This window comes from Rhizobium sp. SEMIA 4085 (genome assembly GCF_013004495.1).
Taxonomy (GTDB): Bacteria; Pseudomonadota; Alphaproteobacteria; order Rhizobiales; family Rhizobiaceae; genus Rhizobium; species Rhizobium gallicum.
Genome location: NZ_JABEPH010000001.1, coordinates 28866 through 48821, shown reverse-complemented (window position 1 = coordinate 48821; position 19956 = coordinate 28866). Strand labels below are relative to the sequence as shown.

General features: G+C 59.5%; 17 protein-coding genes and 1 pseudogene. 12 read left to right on the top strand and 6 right to left on the bottom strand.

Annotated elements, in window-relative coordinates:
- The first annotated feature begins 130 nt into the window (after nucleotides 1–130).
- From modA to modC, 3 genes are read left to right on the top strand one after another with little or no spacing between them, the layout of a single operon-like run.
- Nucleotides 131–928, top strand: coding sequence for a molybdate ABC transporter substrate-binding protein (gene modA, locus C9413_RS00195; RefSeq protein ID WP_039846507.1), 798 nt, complete (start codon nucleotides 131–133; stop codon nucleotides 926–928).
- A gap of 49 nt (nucleotides 929–977) precedes the next feature.
- Complete coding sequence (gene modB / locus C9413_RS00190) at nucleotides 978–1676, top strand: molybdate ABC transporter permease subunit (protein WP_039846508.1); 699 nt, start codon at nucleotides 978–980, stop codon at nucleotides 1674–1676.
- Nucleotides 1673–2740 (top strand): molybdenum ABC transporter ATP-binding protein, encoded by a 1068-nt coding sequence (modC, locus tag C9413_RS00185; RefSeq protein ID WP_039846509.1) that lies wholly within the window; start codon nucleotides 1673–1675, stop codon nucleotides 2738–2740. Before modB ends, modC begins: the two co-directional genes overlap by 4 nt.
- On the opposite strand, the gene C9413_RS00180 is transcribed toward modC, so the two are convergent.
- A complete protein-coding gene (locus C9413_RS00180) occupies nucleotides 2741–3118 on the bottom strand; it encodes a winged helix-turn-helix domain-containing protein (RefSeq protein ID WP_039846510.1) in 378 nt (125 codons plus the stop codon). It lies immediately after the preceding gene.
- Between the two features lie 202 nt (nucleotides 3119–3320).
- On the opposite strand from C9413_RS00180, the gene rsfS reads away from it, so the two are divergent.
- The 9 genes from rsfS to C9413_RS32615 all read left to right on the top strand — a co-directional run bounded on the left by rsfS (nucleotide 3321) and on the right by C9413_RS32615 (nucleotide 13354).
- Nucleotides 3321–3764, top strand: a complete 444-nt coding sequence (gene rsfS / locus C9413_RS00175) for a ribosome silencing factor (RefSeq protein ID WP_039847046.1) — start codon at nucleotides 3321–3323, stop codon at nucleotides 3762–3764.
- A 112-nt stretch (nucleotides 3765–3876) separates the two neighbouring features.
- Nucleotides 3877–4359: a 23S rRNA (pseudouridine(1915)-N(3))-methyltransferase RlmH gene (gene rlmH / locus C9413_RS00170; protein WP_039846511.1), complete on the top strand. Its 483-nt coding sequence runs from the start codon at nucleotides 3877–3879 to the stop codon at nucleotides 4357–4359.
- A gap of 142 nt (nucleotides 4360–4501) precedes the next feature.
- The gene (locus C9413_RS00165; protein WP_039847047.1) at nucleotides 4502–5908 is read left to right on the top strand and encodes a murein hydrolase activator EnvC; all 1407 of its coding nucleotides are present in this window, start codon (nucleotides 4502–4504) and stop codon (nucleotides 5906–5908) included.
- On the top strand, nucleotides 5898–7220 hold the full coding sequence (locus C9413_RS00160) for a S41 family peptidase (protein WP_039846512.1): 1323 nt from the start codon (nucleotides 5898–5900) through the stop codon (nucleotides 7218–7220). Before C9413_RS00165 ends, C9413_RS00160 begins: the two co-directional genes overlap by 11 nt.
- 78 nt (nucleotides 7221–7298) lie before the next feature.
- A complete protein-coding gene (locus tag C9413_RS00155; RefSeq protein WP_039846513.1) occupies nucleotides 7299–8492 on the top strand; it encodes a divergent polysaccharide deacetylase family protein in 1194 nt (397 codons plus the stop codon).
- Between the two features lie 10 nt (nucleotides 8493–8502).
- A complete protein-coding gene (locus C9413_RS00150) occupies nucleotides 8503–9036 on the top strand; it encodes an RNA pyrophosphohydrolase (protein ID WP_039846514.1) in 534 nt (177 codons plus the stop codon).
- Nucleotides 9037–9438: 402 nt separating this feature from the next.
- Nucleotides 9439–10191 (top strand): protein-L-isoaspartate(D-aspartate) O-methyltransferase, encoded by a 753-nt coding sequence (locus tag C9413_RS00145; protein WP_039846515.1) that lies wholly within the window; start codon nucleotides 9439–9441, stop codon nucleotides 10189–10191.
- A gap of 65 nt (nucleotides 10192–10256) precedes the next feature.
- Nucleotides 10257–12737, top strand: coding sequence for a class I SAM-dependent methyltransferase (locus tag C9413_RS00140; RefSeq protein ID WP_210263356.1), 2481 nt, complete (start codon nucleotides 10257–10259; stop codon nucleotides 12735–12737).
- On the top strand, nucleotides 12737–13354 hold the full coding sequence (locus tag C9413_RS32615) for a hypothetical protein (protein WP_210263355.1): 618 nt from the start codon (nucleotides 12737–12739) through the stop codon (nucleotides 13352–13354). Before C9413_RS00140 ends, C9413_RS32615 begins: the two co-directional genes overlap by 1 nt.
- A gap of 165 nt (nucleotides 13355–13519) precedes the next feature.
- Here C9413_RS32615 and C9413_RS32610 read toward each other — a convergent pair whose 3' ends face one another.
- The 5 genes and pseudogenes from C9413_RS32610 to C9413_RS00115 all read right to left on the bottom strand — a co-directional run bounded on the left by C9413_RS32610 (nucleotide 13520) and on the right by C9413_RS00115 (nucleotide 19949).
- On the bottom strand, nucleotides 13520–13657 hold the full coding sequence (locus C9413_RS32610) for a hypothetical protein (RefSeq protein WP_210263354.1): 138 nt from the start codon (nucleotides 13655–13657) through the stop codon (nucleotides 13520–13522).
- Nucleotides 13658–14045: 388 nt separating this feature from the next.
- Nucleotides 14046–14531, bottom strand: a complete 486-nt coding sequence (gene bfr / locus C9413_RS00130; RefSeq protein WP_039846517.1) for a bacterioferritin — start codon at nucleotides 14529–14531, stop codon at nucleotides 14046–14048.
- Nucleotides 14497–14902 (bottom strand): annotated as a pseudogene (locus C9413_RS00125) ((2Fe-2S)-binding protein). The gene bfr and the pseudogene C9413_RS00125 overlap by 35 nt, the downstream one beginning before the upstream one ends.
- Nucleotides 14903–15048: 146 nt before the next feature.
- Nucleotides 15049–18504, bottom strand: a complete 3456-nt coding sequence (locus C9413_RS00120) for an error-prone DNA polymerase (protein ID WP_039846518.1) — start codon at nucleotides 18502–18504, stop codon at nucleotides 15049–15051.
- A complete protein-coding gene (locus C9413_RS00115; RefSeq protein WP_348648758.1) occupies nucleotides 18501–19949 on the bottom strand; it encodes a DNA polymerase Y family protein in 1449 nt (482 codons plus the stop codon). The genes C9413_RS00120 and C9413_RS00115 overlap by 4 nt, the downstream gene beginning before the upstream one ends.
- Between the last annotated feature and the right edge of the window lie 7 nt (nucleotides 19950–19956).

Here is a 19956-nt window from a genome sequence, read left to right as displayed (position 1 = left end):
ATCGATGGCCGGTGGTGGTCTGGCCGATATCAAACAACCTCCAAGCCGATATTTTCTTCAAAACCTATCCCTAGCCAATTCTATCGATATCGATATATTCCTGTGAATATTTCGTCGGAGAATTGAAGATATGCATGATCGCCGGCAATGGATGAAACGTGTCGTCGGAATGTTTTCCGTGGTCGCCTGGATTGGCGCTGCCGGGCTGTTGCCGCAGCCAGCAGGGGCCAAAGACAGGATCACCGTCTTTGCGGCGGCGAGCCTCAAGAATGCCCTTGATGCCGCAAATGCAGCTTGGGCGAAGGAAAGCGGCACGGAAGCCGTCGTTTCCTATGCAGCGAGCTCCGCACTCGCCAAGCAAATCGAAAATGGCGCACCAGCCGATATCTTCATCCCCGCCGATCTCGACTGGATGGACTACACCGCCAAGAAGGGCCTGATCCGGGGAGACACCCGCGCAGACTTGCTTGGCAACCGCATCGTGCTGGTGACTGCCATCGATAAGGCAAAGCAGGTCGATATTAAGCCGGGCTTTGATCTTTCCGGTCTACTTGGCGATGGCAGGCTCGCCATGGGAGAAGTGACATCCGTCCCCGCCGGCAAATACGGCAAGGCCGCGCTCGAAAAGCTCGGCGTCTGGGCATCGGTGGAGCCGAAGATTGCCGGTGCCCAAAGCGTTCGTGCCGCTCTTGCGCTCGTCTCCCGCGGCGAAGCGCCTTATGGCATCGTCTATCAGACAGATGCGGCGGCAGATGACGGCGTCGCAATCGTCGGCATGTTTCCGTCCGATTCGCATCCGCCGATCATCTACCCTATCGCACTGCTTGCCGCCAGCAAGAACCCGGACGCGGTTGCCTATCTAAAGTTTCTAAGGTCGGATAAGGCCGCTCCCTTCTTTACTGCGCAGGGCTTTACGATCCTGAAGTGAACAGGGAGTTTATCCGCAGCTTCGAACCGATCTATCGGAGATACCCAACTTGGATTTTGGCCTGAGCAATGATGAGTGGACGGCTATCTTGCTCAGCCTGCGGGTTTCCGTTGTCGCCATGTTCGCGAGCCTGCCGTTCGGCATTGCGGTTGCGCTGCTTCTTGCCCGCGGCCGCTTCTATGGCAAGGCTGTTGTCAATGGCATCGTTCATCTGCCGCTCATTCTTCCGCCGGTCGTCACAGGCTTCATTCTTCTGATCCTCTTCGGCCGCAGGGGACCGATCGGCAGCTTGCTGGATCAATATTTCGGGATCGTCTTTTCCTTCCGCTGGACAGGCGCAGCTCTCGCCTGTGCGGTCATGGGGTTCCCGCTGATGGTCCGAAGCATACGGCTTTCGATTGAAGCGATCGACCGCAGGATCGAGGAAGCGGCAGGCACGCTTGGCGCAAGCCCGCTATGGGTGTTCCTCACCGTTACGCTGCCGCTGACGACGCCTGGAATCATCGTCGGGATGATCCTGTCCTTTGCCAAGGCGATGGGCGAATTTGGCGCAACCATCACTTTCGTATCGAACATCCCGGGCGAGACTCAGACGCTGTCTTCGGCCATCTACACATTCACCCAGGTCCCAGGCGGCGACGCCGGCGCTATGCGCCTCACCCTGGTTGCTATCGTCATCTCCATGGCAGCGCTGCTGGCGTCTGAACTCATGGCGCATCTCGCTGGCCGGAGGATAGACCCGGAATGACGCTCACCATCGAAACCAGGCACCGCTTCGGCGCCTTCATCCTTGATGCAGCCTTTACCTCCGAAGTCGGCGTAACGGCCCTCTTCGGCCGATCCGGTTCGGGCAAGACCTCGATGATCCGCATCATCGCCGGCCTCGTCCGGCCGGATGAAGGCCGGGTTCTCCTCGACGGTACGCCACTCACCGACACGGCCAAAGGCATCTTCATCCCCCGCCATCGCCGCCGTTTCGGCTATGTCTTCCAGGATGGCAGGCTCTTCCCGCACTTGAGCGTTCGAAAGAACCTCTCCTATGGAAGCTGGTTCGCGCCCAAGGCTTCGCCAAGCGGAAACTTTGACCACATCGTCGAGCTGCTCGGGATCGAAAGCCTGCTCGATCGGAGCCCTTCCAATCTCTCAGGCGGAGAAAAGCAACGGGTGGCGATCGGCCGCGCGCTGCTTTCCTCTCCGCGTCTTTTGCTGATGGACGAACCGCTCGCAGCGCTTGACGAGGCCCGCAAAGCCGAGATCCTGCCCTATCTCGAACGTCTGCGTGACGAGACGCAGATTCCGATCGTCTATGTCAGCCATTCGATCTTCGAAGTGGCACGCCTCGCCAATCAGGTCGTCGTGATGCGCGATGGCAAGGTTGAGGCCGCGGGCAGCGCGACCGATGTGCTGAGCCGTCCTTCGGCGGCCGAAGACCGGCGCGAAGCAGGTGCCCTTCTGGAAGGCGCTATCGAAAGCTTCGATGAAAAACATCGCCTTGCGACGCTCGCATTGAAGGCGGCCCGCCTTTATGTGCCGGGTGTCTCGGTGCCGCCGGGCAAGCGCGTTCGCGTCCACATTCCTTCCCGCGATGTCATGCTGGCGACCGTCAGGCCGGAAGGTTTAAGCGCATTGAATATAATCGACGGCATCGTCCGACATACATCGCCTGCGGAAGACGGAACGGTCGAGGTGCAGATCGACTGCGGCGGCGATATCATCCTGTCGCGTATCACCGCCCTGTCTGTTGAGAGGCTCGATCTTGTGCCCAACAAGCATGTCTTCGCTGTCATCAAGACAGTCGCGCTGCAGCCGTGACTATTTTCTTGCCGCCTCGGCCTGACTGCGGTTGCCTTCCAGCCAGGCAAGATCGCCCGCAAGGGCTATCCGCATGGCGTCCTCCATATGCCGGAACCGCGACAGCAACTCCTCGCCGAACGGCGTCAGCGCAGCGCCGCCACCCTTCTGGCCGCCGCGCTGGGATTCGACTACCGGCGCCTTGAACATGCGGTTCATGTCGCTGACGAGCAACCAGGCGCGCCGGTAGGACATGTCCATCGCCCTGCCGGCTGCCGAGATCGAGCCGGTTTGGCGGATGTGCTCCAGGAGTTCCATCTTGCCGCGGCCTAGGCGATCCTCGTGTGGAAAGCTAATGCGTAGGATGGGAACGAGTTGATTTCTGGCGGTAGTGTCCATTCGGTTCTGCAGTTACGGAAAATCGCAGCCACTTTACGCTTGGCCGTTGGCGCTGTACACAGCCGCCTTGCTGCCGGTAACGACATAAATCTTGAACGCGAATTTAAGTCTTCGCGAAATGAAAACCGGCTCGTGTCTTGAAAGATTAACGGTTTGATGCCTATCTTAACCATGATTTGGTTCGCCCAAATCAGTGATGCGCATGTTCTGTTATTGCAGGAAAGGAAAAGCACTGACAACAGTACACGCCAAGGGAAGAACGCTCGCCGTTGTCCCGAAGAGCCTGGAACGTGGCGCCGATGCCGCCGCCCGCGCTCTGCAAGCTGTCCTCACGAGCCTTGAGGACTCCAAAGCTGAAGATATCGTCACCATCGACATTGCTGGGAAATCTGCGCTGGGGGACTATATGGTCGTCGTCTCCGGCCGATCGAACCGCCATGTCCTGGCGATCGCGGATCATCTGCTCACCGACTTGAAGGACGAGGGCTTTGGCGCAGCCCGCGTTGAGGGCAAGGACGGCGGAGATTGGGTCTTGATCGACACCGGCGATATCATCGTGCACGTCTTCCGCCCCGAAATCCGCGAGTTCTACAACATCGAAAAGATGTGGGGCGCGCCGGATTTGGACGAAGAAACGCGGCACTGATAGGCGGGCCGGCTTGTCCGGTGCCTGAGCGCGGCAATAAACAGGCCGGAAACATGAGAACCCGGCCCAAAGCCGGTATTGTGCCTTCGCGGTGCATGACAGGAGCGGGTGGATGCGGGTTGGTCTTTTTGCGGTGGGACGGCTGAAGTCCGGCCCCGAGAAGGATCTTGCGGCCCGCTATTTCGACCGTTTTGCCAAGGCTGGTCCTGCGATCGGTCTCGAATTTACTCGCGTTGCCGAGGTTGCTGAAAGTCGCGCCGCCAGTGCAGAAACGCGCAAGCGCGAAGAAGCAGCCATGCTGCAGAAGACGCTAACTGAAGGCAGCATTCTCATTCTCCTCGACGAACGCGGCAAGGCGTTGGACAGCGAAGCTTTTGCAAAGGTCCTCGGCAACTATCGCGACCAGGGCAAACGGGATCTAGTGATTGCCATCGGCGGAGCCGACGGCCTTGACCCGGCGCTTTACGACCGCGCCGACATGACCTTATGCCTCGGCAAGATGACCTGGCCGCATCAGTTGGTGAGGACGCTCATTGCCGAACAGCTCTACCGTGCCGTCACTATCCTTTCCGGTCACCCCTATCACCGCGTCTGATCAGTCACGCAGCCGTGTTTTGCCAAGTGTGACCTTGTTCGCCAATCTTTCTGGCAAATGACGGCAAATCGGCATAGTCTCCGCGCGATTTGAAAGTTACCCCTGAACACGCATGACGAGAACTGCCCGCAAGCGAACGCGATTGATCCTGCCCGCATTCGCGGCTGGCCTCGGCGCGACAGTCATTTTCGCCCAGTTCGATTTTGGTGGAGCGGGCGCGTTCGCCCAGGATGCACCAGTCGCAGCGCCCGGGGCCGGAACATCTCAACAGGCCGATCAGACGTTGCCGGACCCGGCCGCCGAGCTCAAAAAAAAGCGCGACGAGACCCGCACTGAGCTCGAGGCCCTGTCAAAAACGATCAATCTTTCGTCAGATAGAGTGATGGCGCTGCAAAAAAGCATCGCCGATCTGGACAAAAGCAGCACGAACATCCGCCAGGCGCTGATCGATTCCGCAGCAAGGCGCAAGACGCTCGAAAAACAGATCCTCGAAAGCGAAAAGAAGCTTGCCGATCTTGGCATCAAGGAGGACGCCATCCGCCGCTCGCTTCATGAGCGGCGCGGGCTGCTTGCCGAAGTGCTCGCCGCCCTTCAGCGCATGGGCCGCAATCCGCCGCCCGCTCTCCTTGTGACACCGGACGATGCGCTTGCCTCGGTGCGTAGCGCCATCCTGCTGGGTGCTGTCGTGCCAGGCATGCGCAAGGAGACCGATAAGCTTGCCGCAGATCTCGCCAACCTCGCGGCCTTGCAGGCGGCGAGCGTGGTGGAGAAGGCAAATCTTACCGCCACCATGACGAATGGTATCGAAGAGGAGCGGCGCATGGACCTGCTTCTTGCCGAAAACGATAAGCTAAGCCGCAGCAGCGCTGCCGATCTCGAAGCCGAAAAGAAGCGCTCTGAGGAATTGGCAGGCAAAGCGACAACGCTCGAGGGCCTCGTCGCTTCGATGGAATCCGAGATCGCCTCCGTGCGCGAAGCCGCTGAAGCGGCCCGGCGCGAGGAAGAGAACCGGAAGCTGCTCACGGACGAGCAGCGGGCACAAGCCAGGGCACTTGCCGACAGCGGTGTGCCCGATAAAAACCGCATTGCGCCCGCATATCCGTTCGGAGAATTGAAGGCGAAATTGGAGCTGCCCGTGGCGGGCGATATTCTGCGCCACTTCGGCGACGCCGACGGCACTGGACACGAGGCCATGGGAATGACGCTAGCCACCAATCCGGATACGGTGGTGACTGCGCCAGCGGATGGACTGGTGGTTTTCGCAGGCGCCTTCCGCAGCTACGGCCAGATGATCATCCTCGATGCAGGCGAGGGATATCACTTGGTCCTCTCCGGAATGGACATAATCAGCACGCGCCAAGGAAAATTCGTTTTCGCAGGCGAACCGCTTGCGGTGATGGGTGCAAAAAGAGTCGCGAGCGCAACAGCATTGGCGCTGGAAACCAACCGGCCAACGCTTTACATTGAATTTCGAAAGGACGGAAAACCGGTCGATTCCCGACCGTGGTGGTCCGCCAAAGACACTGGAAAGGCACGCAATGATTCGTAGGGCTTCTCTTGTTCTGGTCGGCGCATTGATGGGTGCGACTGCCATGAGCGTAATTTATGCGGCAGGAGTGCCGGCCGAAGCGGCCGGGGCATCCACCTACAAGGAACTCTCCGTGTTTGGGGACGTCTTCGAGCGCGTCCGCGCCCAGTACGTCACGCCGCCGGCAGAAGACAAACTGATCGAAAATGCCATCAATGGCATGCTTTCGTCCCTCGATCCGCATTCGAGCTATATGAATGCCAAGGATGCCGAGGATATGAGCACCCAGACGAAGGGTGAATTCGGCGGTCTCGGCATTGAAGTCACGATGGAAGACGAACTCGTCAAGGTCATCACGCCGATTGACGATACGCCCGCGTCCAAGGCAGGCGTTCTTGCCGGCGATTATATTTCCGAGATCGACGGCCAGTCCGTCCGCGGATTGAAGCTCGAAGAAGCTGTCGAAAAGATGCGCGGCGCCGTCAACACGCCGATCAAGCTCACACTCATCCGCAAGGGTGCGGATAAGCCGATCGAGTTGACGATCGTTCGCGACATCGTCGCCGTACAGGCCGTCAAGTCTCGCGTCGAGGATGATGTCGGCTATCTCCGCGTCATCTCCTTCACCGAAAAGACCTATCCGGACCTCGAAAAGGCGATCGCCAAGATCAAGACGACGGTTCCGGCCGACAAACTCAAGGGTTATGTGCTCGATCTGCGTCTCAATCCGGGCGGTCTGCTCGATCAGGCAATCAAGGTTTCTGACGCTCTGCTGCAGCGCGGCGAAGTGGTCTCGACCCGCGGCCGCAATCCGGACGAGACCCGACGCTTCAATGCCGGCCCGGGCGACCTCACGGATGGCAAGCCGGTGATCGTGCTTGTCAACGGCGGCTCGGCCTCCGCTTCGGAAATCGTCGCCGGTGCCCTGCAGGATCTACGCCGCGCGACTGTTCTCGGCACGAGGTCCTTCGGCAAGGGCTCCGTCCAGACGATCATTCCGCTTGGCGAAAACGGCGCACTCCGCTTGACGACCGCGCTTTACTACACGCCGTCGGGCCGCTCGATTCAGGGCACCGGCATTACGCCGGACATCAAGGTCGAGGAGCCGCTGCCGGACGATCTGAAGGACAAGATGGCAACCGAGGGCGAGTCCAGCCTGCGCGGCCATATCAAGGGTCAGAGCGAGACCGATGAAGGCTCAGGTTCTGTTGCCTATGTTCCCCCGGATCCGAAGGACGACGTGCAGTTGAATTATGCGTTCGACCTGCTTCGCGGCAAGAAGACCGACCCGGCCTTCCCCCCGAATCCGGACAAGGCGGTTTCCGCCAAGTAACTTTCATGGGTCGTCAGGCCGGATTGTTGATCCGGCCTGATTTTTTGCTGTTTCCCGGTTTTGGAGCGGGCGAGGAAATTGGGAACGGATTTGCATGCACCATTAGGCCAGAACCGCAAGGCTGGCCGAAAGCGGCCGAATATCTTGCGGATCGGCCGGATTGCCGCCAGCCTCTGCCTGATCGCGATCGGCGGCTTTTCTCTCTACACGATGCTCAGTGACGATGGCCTTCAGCGGACACAGCCCCCTCTGGCCGAACAAGCGGCGTCACCACCAACAGATACCGGCCAGCCCCCCCCGACGCAAAGCCAGGCCGCAAATGGCATGCCTCGCTCCGACCCAAATTCCGGTGCGAATGTCGAGCGGATGGTGACCGGGGACGGCTCGGTTGTGACCAAATACAGCCCGCGGCCACGCGATGATAACGGCCCGGCGCTAGTAGACGCCATGCAGGTCGGCCAGGATCCGCGCATGGCGGCGATGCCGAATGAGAGCCTTCTGGAAGACAGCCAATTTGGCCGCCTACCCGTCATCGGGCCGGATGGCCGTCGCCCGATGGATCAGTATGCACGTCCATGGTCGGGCGCGCGCGGCACCCGTGTGGCGATCGTGGTCAGCGGTCTCGGCCTCAGTCAGACGGGTACGCAGCGCGCCATCAAGGAACTTCCGGAGGAAGTCACCCTCGCATTCGCCGCGAGCGGCAACAGCCTGCAGCGTTGGATGCAGGAAGCGCGCCGCAGCGGCCATGAGATCCTCCTGCAGGTTCCACTGGAGCCCTTCGATTATCCGGCAAACGATCCCGGCCCCGAGACGCTGCTGACCTCGAAGTCGCCAGCAAGAAATATAGAAAACCTGCACCGCGCGATGGGCGAAATCACCAATTATACGGGCATCATGAACTATCTGGGAGGGCGTTTTCTCTCCAATCCCGATGCCATGGAGCCGGTGATGCGCGATATCGGCAAGCGCGGATTGCTGTTTCTCGACGACGGTTCGTCTGCGCAGTCAAAGACGGAAGCTGTGGCGAAGGGAACGGAGCTTCCTCATGCTTTTGCGGACCTGCAGCTCGATGGTCAGGTCGATGTCAACGCTATCCTGCAGAGGCTTGACGAGCTCGAGCGCATTGCCAAGCGCAACGGCCAGGCAATTGGTGTTGCGGCGGCTTTCGACGAGAGTATTGAGGCAATATCCAAATGGAGCGACGAGGCGGGGATGCGGGGCATTGAGATCGTCGGTGTTGCTGCTCTTGCTGCAGATCCTAAAAATCCTTAAGGAGCATCCCGTGAATCAGGCAACAATCAAAGCCGAAGACCTTCCTTACCGTGCCTGCGTCGGCGTGATGGTTCTCAACCGCGACGGGCTTGTATGGGCGGGCCGGCGTGTCCCGGTTGGCAATTCCGAATATGATGGCTCACCACAACTGTGGCAAATGCCGCAAGGTGGCATCGACAAGGGCGAGGATCCGCTCGAAGCGGCATACCGCGAACTCTACGAAGAAACCGGTATCAGAACTGTGACCTTGCTCGCGGAGGCGAGAGATTGGATCAACTATGATCTACCGCCGCAACTGATCGGCATCGGCCTCAAGGGTAAGTTTCGCGGCCAGACCCAACGCTGGTTCGCCTTTCGCTTCGAAGGCGATGAAAGCGAAATCGCCATCAACCCGCCGCCCGGCGGCCACGAGCCAGAGTTTGATGCCTGGGCGTGGAAATCCATGCACGAGCTGCCTGGGCTGATCGTGCCTTTCAAACGCGCCGTCTACGATCGGGTCGTTTCGGAATTCAGCCACTTGGCCGACCTGCGAGCAGCGGACTGACGACGGCAGCAGTCTCTCGATCCAATTCCACTTTGCCGGTCCCCGAACAACCGGGGACGCCAAGGCTTACATATGGATGATTTTGGCCTTTCCTGTTCAAGGTTGGAAACTTGAAGAAAACAGGATAGCCACCGGCAAGTCTTTCAACGGCAGTCCCCTCTTCGCCTCCCAACTCCTTCCTTTTCGAATCCCGTTCGACATCGAGAATCTTTTGATTTCAATTGGTTGAAGGTTCTGCACTTCATCGAGGGTGGGCGGTTATAGTAGGCGCGACCACTTTCCGTCAGCCAGGTCGCCTTTGTTGCGAAGTCTCAAGCCGGAAAGCGGCTGAGAGCCAAGCGAGCCCTGTTCAAAATTGCCTCCGCAGCCACTATACTCTCTGCCTTGGACGGGAGAGAGTTCATGCGTCCACTAGCCCAGTGCCAAACGTTATTGACCGCGGTTCTGGCGGCCGCTGCCGCTGTGGTCTCGACATCTGCGTCCGCTCAGGATCGCCTTGCCGAACGTATGGCGATGATCGAAACAATCAATTTGCACGCTCGCTCAGCGCCGTCAGCCGTCGAGGGCCAGGGCATCGATCCGGTGGTGCTGAAGACGATGGGGAAGGTGCCGCGCCACTTCTTCGTCCCCGAGGAGCTGCGCATGGCGGCCTATCGAGATCGACCGCTGCCGATCGGATACGGTCAGACGATCTCGCAGCCCTTCATCGTCGCGCTGATGACCGACCTGATCAACGTCGGACCCGGTGACGTTGTCCTCGAGATCGGCACTGGCTCGGGCTATCAAGCAGCTGTCTTGTCGCCGCTCGCAGCAAAGGTTTACTCGATTGAGATCATACCGAAACTGGGCGAAAGGGCAGCCGCCCGGCTCGCGGAGCTCCACTTCGACAATGTCGAGGTGAAGGTAGGCGACGGTTATTATGGTTGGCCCGCGCACGCACCATTCGACGGAATCGTGGTGACTGCTGCTGCCAGCCACATCCCCGCGCCACTGGTCGAACAGCTCGCAGGGGGCGGCCGGATGGTCGTCCCCGTCGGAGGTCCCTTCGCGACCCAGTTTCTCATGCTGGTCGAGAAGCGAGTGGACGGAAGCATCACGACCCGGCAGCTGCTGCCGGTGAGCTTCGTGCCGCTGAGGGGCGGTCAGCCTCGATGAGAGTGGTTCACCTGCTGCCGGTCGGTCTCATATCGGCGGCGACCCTTGCCCACGAAGTGCTCCTAATGCGGCTCTTCTCGATCATTCAGTGGCATCATTTCGCCTATATGATCATAAGCATCGCGCTCCTGGGCTTCGGCGCGAGCGGTACATTCCTTGCGTTCGCCCGCCGCCCCCTGGTGGAACGCTATCCCGCCGCGTTCGCAGCGTCGGCAGCCCTGTTCGGCATGACCGCGGTTGCCAGGGTCGCCGGCGCCGAACGGCTTCCGTTCAACGCGCTTGAGATTATCTGGAATCCGGGGCAGCTCGGTTGGCTCGCGGCCAGCTATGCTGTCCTGGTCCTGCCGTTCTTTTTCGGTGCAACCTGTATCGGACTTGCCTTCATCCGCCACCCTGGCCAGATTGGACGCGTCTATGCCTTCGACCTAGTCGGCGCAGGGATCGGTGCGCTGGGCACCGTCGGGCTGTTGTTTCTTGTCCCTCCCCCTGCAGCAGTGTGCTTCGTCGCAGCGCTGGGATTCGCCGCGGCTGCCCTCGCCGCGACCGACATGGCTCGTCATCGTTGGCTCGGCGTGGGCAGTTTAGGGCTTGCAGCCTCGCTCATCGCGGTGTGGCTACCACCGTCCTGGACGGACCCCGGCCCGCATATGTCGCAGTACAAGGGCCTGCGCATGGCTCTCGAAGTGCCGAACGCGCGAGTCGTCGAGGAGCGATCAAGCCCGTTGGGACTGCTGACGATCGTCGAGAGCCCGACCGTGCCTTTCCGGTACGCGCCGGGCCTCAGTCTCGCCAACACCCAAGAGCCGCCCGCCCAACTCGCCGTCTTCACCGATGGCGACAGCATAACGACGATCACCGCCTATGGCGGCGATCCGGCGACAGTTGCATATCTCGACCGGACAACGGCGGCGCTCCCGTACCGCATCCTTAAGCGGCCGCGAATGCTGATCCTTGGTGCCGGCGGCGGCGAGCAGGTGCTGCTCGCGCTGCGCGCCGGAGCCGACACCGTGGATGCCGTAGAGCTCAACCCGCAGATGATCGACCTTGCTCGCAATCGCTTCGCGGATTTCGCCGGCAGCATCTTTAGCCGCCCGAACGTGCATCTGCATTTGGCCGAGGCGCGCGCCTACGCCGCGGCTACGGACGAGCATTACGACCTGATCCAGATGCCGCTCCTTGACTCTTTCAGTGCGGCCGCGGCCGGCGTACAGACCATGCATGAGAACTACACCTACACACTAGAGGCGCTGCGCGATTACCTCGCAGTGCTGAGACCGGGTGGTATCATCGCCATCACGCGATGGCTGCGGGTGCCGCCACGCGACATCCTCAAGCTGTTCGCCACGGCTACCGCAGCGCTTGAAGCTGATGGCGTGACCGAAGCAGGCCGGCACCTCGCCCTGATCCGCAGCTGGAACACTGCAACCCTCCTCGTCGCCAAGTCGGCGTTCACCGGCGAAGACGTCGCAGCCATCCGCGGCTTCGCGGCCGAGAATTTCTTTGACATTTCCTGGGCGCCGGGCATCTCGTCAGCCGACGTGAACCGTTACAACCAGCTCGACCAGGAGTATCTTTACGAGGGAGCCCTCGCCCTCCTCGACCCCAAGAAGCGGGCCGATTTCATCGAGCGCTACAAGTTTGATATTGCACCGGCCACTGACGATCGGCCTTATTTCTTCGACTTTTTCCGCTGGCGCGCCCTGCCCGAACTCCTAACGCTGCGCACCCAAGGTGGGGCAGCGATGCTCGACTGGGGCTACCTGATCCTGGCGACGACCCTCGTCCAGGCCGCGATCCTCAGCGCCGTCCTGATTCTGCTGCCGCTCTGGCTTCGCCGGCGGGCACTCGCAAGAGGAGTACATCGACTGCGCTTCGGGCTTTATTTCCTTGCCTTGGGCCTGGCCTTCCTCTTCATCGAGATCGCCTTCATTCAGCGCTTTGTGCTGTTCCTCGGTCATCCGCTTTACGCTGTCGCCGTCGTGCTTGCGGGATTCCTTGCCTTCGCGGGTCTGGGTAGCGCCCTTGCCGCACGCTGGATGGCGGTCGTCGGACGCGGGTCCGCGGTGCGCGGCATTGCACTCGCCGTCATGGTGATCGCATGCCTGGCTGCCACCTACCTGGTCGCGCTGCCTTTGGTATTTGAACGGCTGCTGGCATTGCCGGATGTCGCAAAGATCGCGATCGCACTCCTCCTCATAGCGCCGCTCGCCGTCTTCATGGGCATGCCCTTCCCCCTCGGCCTCGGTCACGTTGGCGCCTGCTCGGAGGCGTTTATCCCCTGGGCGTGGGGGATCAATGGCTGTGCGTCGGTGCTGAGCGCGATCCTCGCGGTACTGCTTGCAATGCATATCGGGTTCAATGGCGTCGTGGTGATCGCCATCATCCTCTATCTTGTCGCCCCGGCCTTACTCGCCGGGTCGTGGGACCGATACGTTCCGCAGACGCCGCAAGGCTTTGTTCCAGATCAGGACCGTACGCGAGTTAAACCAACGCCTGAACATCCGATCCGTTCAGGGAATGCGTCAATCGAATCCTGGAGGGGATGATGTCCGTAGCCCTCGTCGCACATTGCGACTGGAGCATCGATCGACAGAAACGCTGGACGTGCGTCGCTGTTTACGACGGTAGCCGTTGGATGATATCGGCGCCGGAGCCCGTCGGTGATACGGCGACACTACTGCCCCGGCTACGGCAGCGAGCCAAAGTCGATGGTGCGACGCTTGTGGGCTTCGACTTTCCGATCGGATTGCCGGAGGTTTATGGCAGGGCGATCGGGCTTTGTTCTTTCCGCGAGGCCTTGCAGACCTTCGGCACGGGTTCCTTTGCGGATTGGTTCGTGGTCGCCGAGCATCGCCGCCAGATCTCGCTGCACCGTCCGTTCTATCCAATGCGCCCGGGCGGCACGCAACGCCAGCATCTGTTCGACGCGCTGGGAGTGGCAACAGGTAACGATCTTCTCCGGCATTGCGAGCGTGCCACCGGCGAGCGGGGAAATGCCTGCATGATCTTCTGGACGTTGGGCGGCAATCAGGTCGGTAAGGCCGCGATAACCGGTTGGCGCGAGATCATCGTCCCCAACCTTGCTGAGATCGCCCTCTGGCCGTTCGACGGCGGGGTCGACGCCCTCGCGAAGCCTGACGTCACCATCGTCGCCGAGACCTAGCCCGGCGACGTCTATGGCCAGCTCGGTATCCCCCGCCGCCCCCTCTGGAGCAAGCGACAGCAATCAGGCCGCCAAGCCATCGGCCACCATCTCATCCGTTGGCTCGCTGCACGCCCGCAGGTCGACGGGACGGCTATACGCGAAGCCATTTCCGACGGATTTGGGTCAGACAAAACCGGCGAGGATCGTTTCGACGCAACGGTCGGCCTGTTCGGTATGCTCGATGTGGTAGATGGCTACCGTGATGACGGCGTCCCGGATGACAAGGTTATTGGTCAGTTGGAAGGTTGGATCCTCGGCCAAGCAGGCGCAAGGGGCCGTGGTTCTCAACGGCGCGGGGGACCGCCATGAATGCCCTTATTCGCCACCGGAAACGCGCTAAGAGCATCGTTCCCGCGAAGTACGAGGAGACTTGGATCGAAGATCCCGATCGTCCCTCCGGCATTATCGAGGCGCCACCGGCCTCGCAATGGAAATGGCCGACCTCGTGCGTGCGTCGGGTCGCCGACGACGCCAAAACGGGACCCAGCACGTCCAAAAAAACAAGGAACTGAGAGAAATTAACCGCAATTAGCTGGGATCCTGGATGCGGCGCTCGATGGAACGCAATTCCATCCCTGCGCAACACGCGTCCTGGACGTGAAGAACCAACCGGCCGCATATTTGCGGCCGGTTGGTTTTGAAGGTTTAGTCACTCGGCCTCGTTGGCAGAATCGGCGTTCAGCTGGCCATACTTGGCTTCGCCGATCTTCTCGAGCAACTCGAGCTGCGTTTCGAGGAAGTCGATATGGCCTTCCTCATCGGCAAGAAGCTCCTCGAAGAGCTTCATGGAGACATAGTCACCGGCGTCATGACAGATGTCACGCGACTTCTTGTAAGCTGTGCGGGCATCATACTCGCCGGCAAGATCGGCTTCCAGAACTTCCCTGACGTTCTGGCCGATGCGCAGCGGAGCAAGCGTCTGCAGGTTTGGATGCCCCTCAAGGAAGATGATGCGCGCGACAAGACGGTCGGCATGATGCATCTCTTCAATGGATTCGGCGCGCTCCTTCTTGGCAAGCTTGGTATAGCCCCAGTCTTCCAACAGGCGGTAGTGAACCCAATATTGGTTGACTGCGCCGAGTTCGAGGAAAAGTGCCTCGTTAAGCCGCTCGATGACCTTTTTGTCGCCTTTCAATGTCCGCTCTCCTGTTTTCTTCATGGAATTGTTTCAGGCGGGACATGAAATCAAATATCTCGTCATCCGTCGAGTCGCGACGGGCATGATATTCCTCGGTGGTCTGGATGATGAGGTTGACGACGTTGGGGAAACAACCACAGCAACGGCCGCGCTTTTCCATCGCATGATAGACCTTCGCAGGCACGATAAGCTGCCAACAGTCTTCATCGAGAAGGTCGTTGATGACCTCCCGGATTTCCTTGTCGGTTATATAGTTGCAACTGCAGACGAGCACGTCTTCATTTCCAAACATGACACTGACTATCGTGTTTTCTGCAAAAGAAGATGGTGCGTGTCAAGAAAAAAATCGAGGTAGAAGGCGCGGCCAGGAAGAGGAACCGCTGAACGGACCATCTCGGTCCTGATCGCACTGGCGTCCCCGCGGACATAAACGTGACGGGGGCAATCACTGGGCGCGTGGGGTGTCTCATGGCTGGGCACGCTGACATGGGCAACATCATCTATCGCTAACCCATCAATGAAAGTTGCGCCCCTTCGGCATGACCTTTGCGGTCTCCCCAGCATTCGCCTCAATGCTTGTTGATATCACTCGCCGTTCGATGGCCGCCTTTTTTAGGATATGCGTTATCTTTTTTCCACGCGGATCGGCCGTCGGCCGCATAGCCTCGTCGGCGCGTTCGCAAAGACCAAAGCGCTGCACCTCCTTCTGCAGAAGGCCGAGAGCGGGTGTCATATCTTCGATATGTTCGACAACAGTGTGAATGACGCCGCTCTGACTTTGCAATTTGCCATGGATTTTCACGAGCCGCGCCCCCATGACAACCGAGCGGTATTTCTCGAAGGCGTTTTTCCAAACGATAGCATTGGCAACACCCGTTTCATCCTCAAGCGTCATGAAGATCACGCCCTTGGCCGAGCCCGGGCGCTGGCGCACCAGCACCAGCCCGGCAATCGTCACCCTCTTTCCGTTCGGCACGGCCAGAAGATCGACATTGCGTGTAATCCCTGCTCTTTGGAAATCCTCTCGCAGGAAGGAAATCGGGTGCCCCTTCAGTGACAGCGAGAGATAGCGATAATCCTCGACCACCTGCTCGCCTGGCAGCATTTCGGGCAGTGTCACCCTCGGTTCGACTTGGAGATCGACATTCGACACCCGATCGAACAAAGGCAGCCTCTCTGCGGCACTTTTCACATCAAGCGCCCGCGCCTCCCAGAGCGCCTCTCGCCGCGACAAGCCGATGGAACCGAACGCATCGGCATCTGCCAGCCGTTCGATATCCGATTTTTCGAGGCCCGAGCGCAGCCATAGATCACGGATCGAGCTATAGCCGGCACCTCGATTTGCGATCAATTTCGCCTTTATCATGTCGCCGGAAAGGCCCTTCACCTGCCGCAAACCGAGGCGAACCGCCCTCTTCGTCCGGATGATCTTGTGCATGTCCCTGTGCCGGAAGTCGATCTTTGACTTGTCGAAATGCGCATCCTCCAAGAGGCAATCCCAATCCGAACGATTGATATCCACCGCACGAATTTCGACGCCGTGCTCCCTGGCATCCCGGACCAATTGCGCCGGCGCATAAAATCCCATCGGCTGCGAGTTCAGCATCGCCGCACAGAAGACATCGGGATAGTAGGCCTTTATCCAAGATGAAGCATAGACGAGCAACGCGAAGGAAGCCGCATGGCTTTCCGGAAAGCCGTATTCGCCGAAGCCTTTGATTTGATTAAAACACTGCCGCGCAAATTCAGACGAATAGTTTCTCGAAACCATTCCGTCGATGAATCGCTTCTCGAAATTGCCGATCGTGCCGGTTCTCTTGAACGTCGCCATCGCCCGTCGAAGCCGATCGGCTTCCGCCGGCTTGAAGCCTGCAGCGGTGATAGCAATTTGCATTGCCTGCTCCTGAAACAGGGGAACACCGAGGGTTCTTTCCAGCACCGCCTTCAATTCCTTGCTGGGATATTCGATGGGTGTTTTCTGCTCCCGTCGCTTGAGGTAGGGGTGCACCATATCGCCCTGTATCGGCCCCGGCCGGACGATTGCCACCTCGATGACGAGATCGTAGAATTCCCTTGGCTTCAGTCGCGGCAGCATGCTCATCTGCGCCCGGCTTTCGATCTGGAAGACGCCCAGCGTGTCGGCCCGGCACATCATCTCGTAAACCGGTTTGCCCTCCTCCCCATGCTCCTTGTTGCCGAGATCGGCGAGCGTTTTCTTCACATCGTAGTGCAGCTGAAGAAGTTCGAAGGCCTTGCGAAGACAGGTCAGCATCCCAAGCGCCAGAACATCAACCTTGAGAATCTTGACATTGTCGAGATCGTCCTTGTCCCACTCGATCATGTAGCGGTCCGGCATCGCCGTCTTCATGATGGGCACGACTTCGTCGAGCCGGTCCCGGGTGATGACAAATCCGCCGACATGCTGGGTAAGGTGGCGCGGAAAGCCGAGTAGCTCGGACGCATATCTGAGGACGTTCTTCGTCACCGGATCGCTCATGTCGAGACCGGCCGCCTTTGCATCGCGCTTCGACAGATTGTCTTCCGACCAGCCCCAGACGAGGCTGCTGATTGCCGATTGGACATCTTCCGAAAGCCCGAAGGCCTTGGCGACCTCGCGGCCAGCAGAGCGGGTGCGATAGGTGGTCACCCCCGCTGTCAGCCCGGCATGCTCTATACCGTATCTTTTATAGATGTACTGGATGACTTCTTCGCGCCTGTCGTGCTCGAAATCGACATCGATATCCGGCGGTTCGTCCCGGTCCATCGAGATGAACCGATCGAAAAGCAAGGTGGCCTTGTTCGGATCGACTTCCGTTATTTCAAGGCAATAGCAAATGACCGAATTCGCAGCCGATCCGCGGCCCTGGCACAGAACCCCGAGCTTGTAGCGGGCGTGTTGAATGATCTTGTAAACTGTCAGGAAATAGGAAGCGTAGTTTTTCTGCCTGATGAGATCCAGTTCATAATCGATCTGTGTCACGATTTTCTGCGGAACAGGCTGCGGGTGGTAGCGCTTTGCAGCTCCGGCCCAAGTCAACCGTTCGAGCGTTGCATACGGCGTTTCGCCAGGATCGTTTTCAGGCGGATAATTGTGCTCCAGCTCCTTGAGCGAAAAGGTCAAGCTGGAGAAGAATGCGCGTGTATTGTCGATCGCGTCGGGATAGTCCTTGAAGAGGCGCCCCATTTCCCGCGTTCCCTTGAGATAGCGCTCTGCATTCGGCGCCAGAAGGAAACCGGCTTCGGCAATCGGAACATGCTTGCGGATCGCAATCACGATATCGGAGAGAGGCCGCCGGTCTGGATGATGATAAAGAGGCTGATTGGTCGCGATCAGCGGAATGCGGTTGCGGGCGGCAAGCATGGAAAGGATTGCAAAAACCTGTTTGTCGCGGCCATCATAAGCCGGCGCTAGCGCCATATGGACCTTCTTCCGAAAGCGTTTTCGAAAACGCTGCAGGCAATTCTCAAATGCTAGCTGACCAACGGCATCATTCACAACGAGCCGGTCAGGAACAAGGGCGAGCATCATCTCGTCTCCCCATTCCATGATCTCCGCCTCGGTGAGAATGCAGGAGCCTTTCTCCGCCTCCGGCTTTAGATTCCCGGCGCTCAGAAGACGGCAGAGATGCGCCCATCCTCGCCTGTTTTGTGGATAGGCAAGAACATCCGGAGTTCCATCCGAAAAGACGAGACGCGCACCTGGCTGGATGCGGATTGGATCGGGAATGATCTGCTTCTTCTCGTCCTCTTCCAGAAGGCCGGCTTCCTTCCTGTCGAATTTTTTCCTGATCTCCTCCGCCTGCGCATGTGCCCGCACGACCCCGGCAACCGAATTCTTGTCAGCAATCCCGAGTCCGCCGAGCTTCAGGCAAGCTGCCTGCACCACCATCTCCTCGGGACTGGAGGCTCCTTCAAGAAACGAGAAGTTCGTTCTCGCACCAATTTCGAAAAATGCGGGCGTCGTGCTCATGCAAAGAGCCCATGCATGAACCAGCGAGGAGGAAGTTCATGCCCGTAAAAACCTTCGCGATAGATCCAGAAGCGGTGACCGGCATCATCCTCTATTCGGAAATAATCGCGTGGCTCGGCATCCGCGCCATCGGTCCACCATTCCATGGCAAGCCGCTCCGGTCCCTCGCTTCTTGCCACGCGATGCTGCATGCGCCGCCAGCGGAAGATTTGCGGCGGACCGTCAGGCACTTCGGCAAGCAGGGCCTCCACTTGCTCCGGCCTGGTAAAAAGCCGCAGGGGACGCTCACATCTGGAAGGAAAAGGATTTCCTTCCTCCGCCTTGCGGTGTGCCTGAAGGCCTTCCATGGCGGGAATTGCAATCGCCGCCCGCTCCGGCACATGGCTCTCGCGCAGTTGAAATCTCTGCAGGCAATCGGCGCCGAGGCGGGCTGCGATTTTGTCGATGAACGCCGCAAGCGATGTCTCCCTCTGTCGGCTTCCTTCGAAATCCCCCTGCGTCGCATTGAAGGGATCATGGCGCAGCACATTCAGCCGCAGGATTTCAAAGCCGTAGCCGGCATCGAGATCGTCGTGGATTGCCTGCAGACGCTCGCTGAAAAGCGAAGCGATATGCTTCGGATCCCTGAGAGGCTGCGAGGCGCCGACGGGAATCCTGAAGACCCTGCCGTCGACGCGAAACAGCACGAGTTCGAATACACGGCCGCCGGCGCCGCGTGCCTCAAGCGAGGCTTTCAGTGATTGGGCGATCTGGCCGGTGAGGGCGAGGATATCTTCTTCCGTACCGATCGGCTCTATGAGGCGTCGTTCGGCGGAAAGACTGGCAACGGGCCGCCGCGGGGAAACCGGCTCCTCTTCCACTCCAAGCGCCTGGTCGAGCCTGAGCAGGAGTTGCGCGCCGAAACGGCGGGCCAACGGCGCGCGTGGAGTAGACAGGAGGTCGACGATATATTTGAGGCCGAGCTTCTTCAGTGCCTCGACGGTCGCTTCCTCCAGCCGAAGGGCTGCGACCGGCAGTGGTGCCAGCACATGTTCCATTTGATCGGTTTCGATGACGCCACCATCCCCGAATCGGGAAACGGCCCAGGAAAGGCCCGGCGACGAAGAGATCGCGCCGCGGACATCGAACCCCATATGGAAGAGCCGGGAAAGGATATCCGTGAGCATGGCCCTTTCGCCGCCAAAGAGATGGGCGCAGCCGGTAATATCCAGAAACAGCCCGTCCTTGCCGTCGAATGCCACCAGCGGCGTATAACGGTCGCACCAATCAGCGATGCCCTCGAGAAGCCGACGATCGGCCGCCAGGTCTTCCTCGATGACATCCAGAAGCGGGTATATGGCACGCGCTTCGGCCACTCCCTGGTTTTTTTTCAGTTTGATCCGTTCCGCCACCTCGTCGAGCGCCGTTAGCCGCATGGCATTGTCGAGCCGTCCAGAACAGACGATCGGCGGC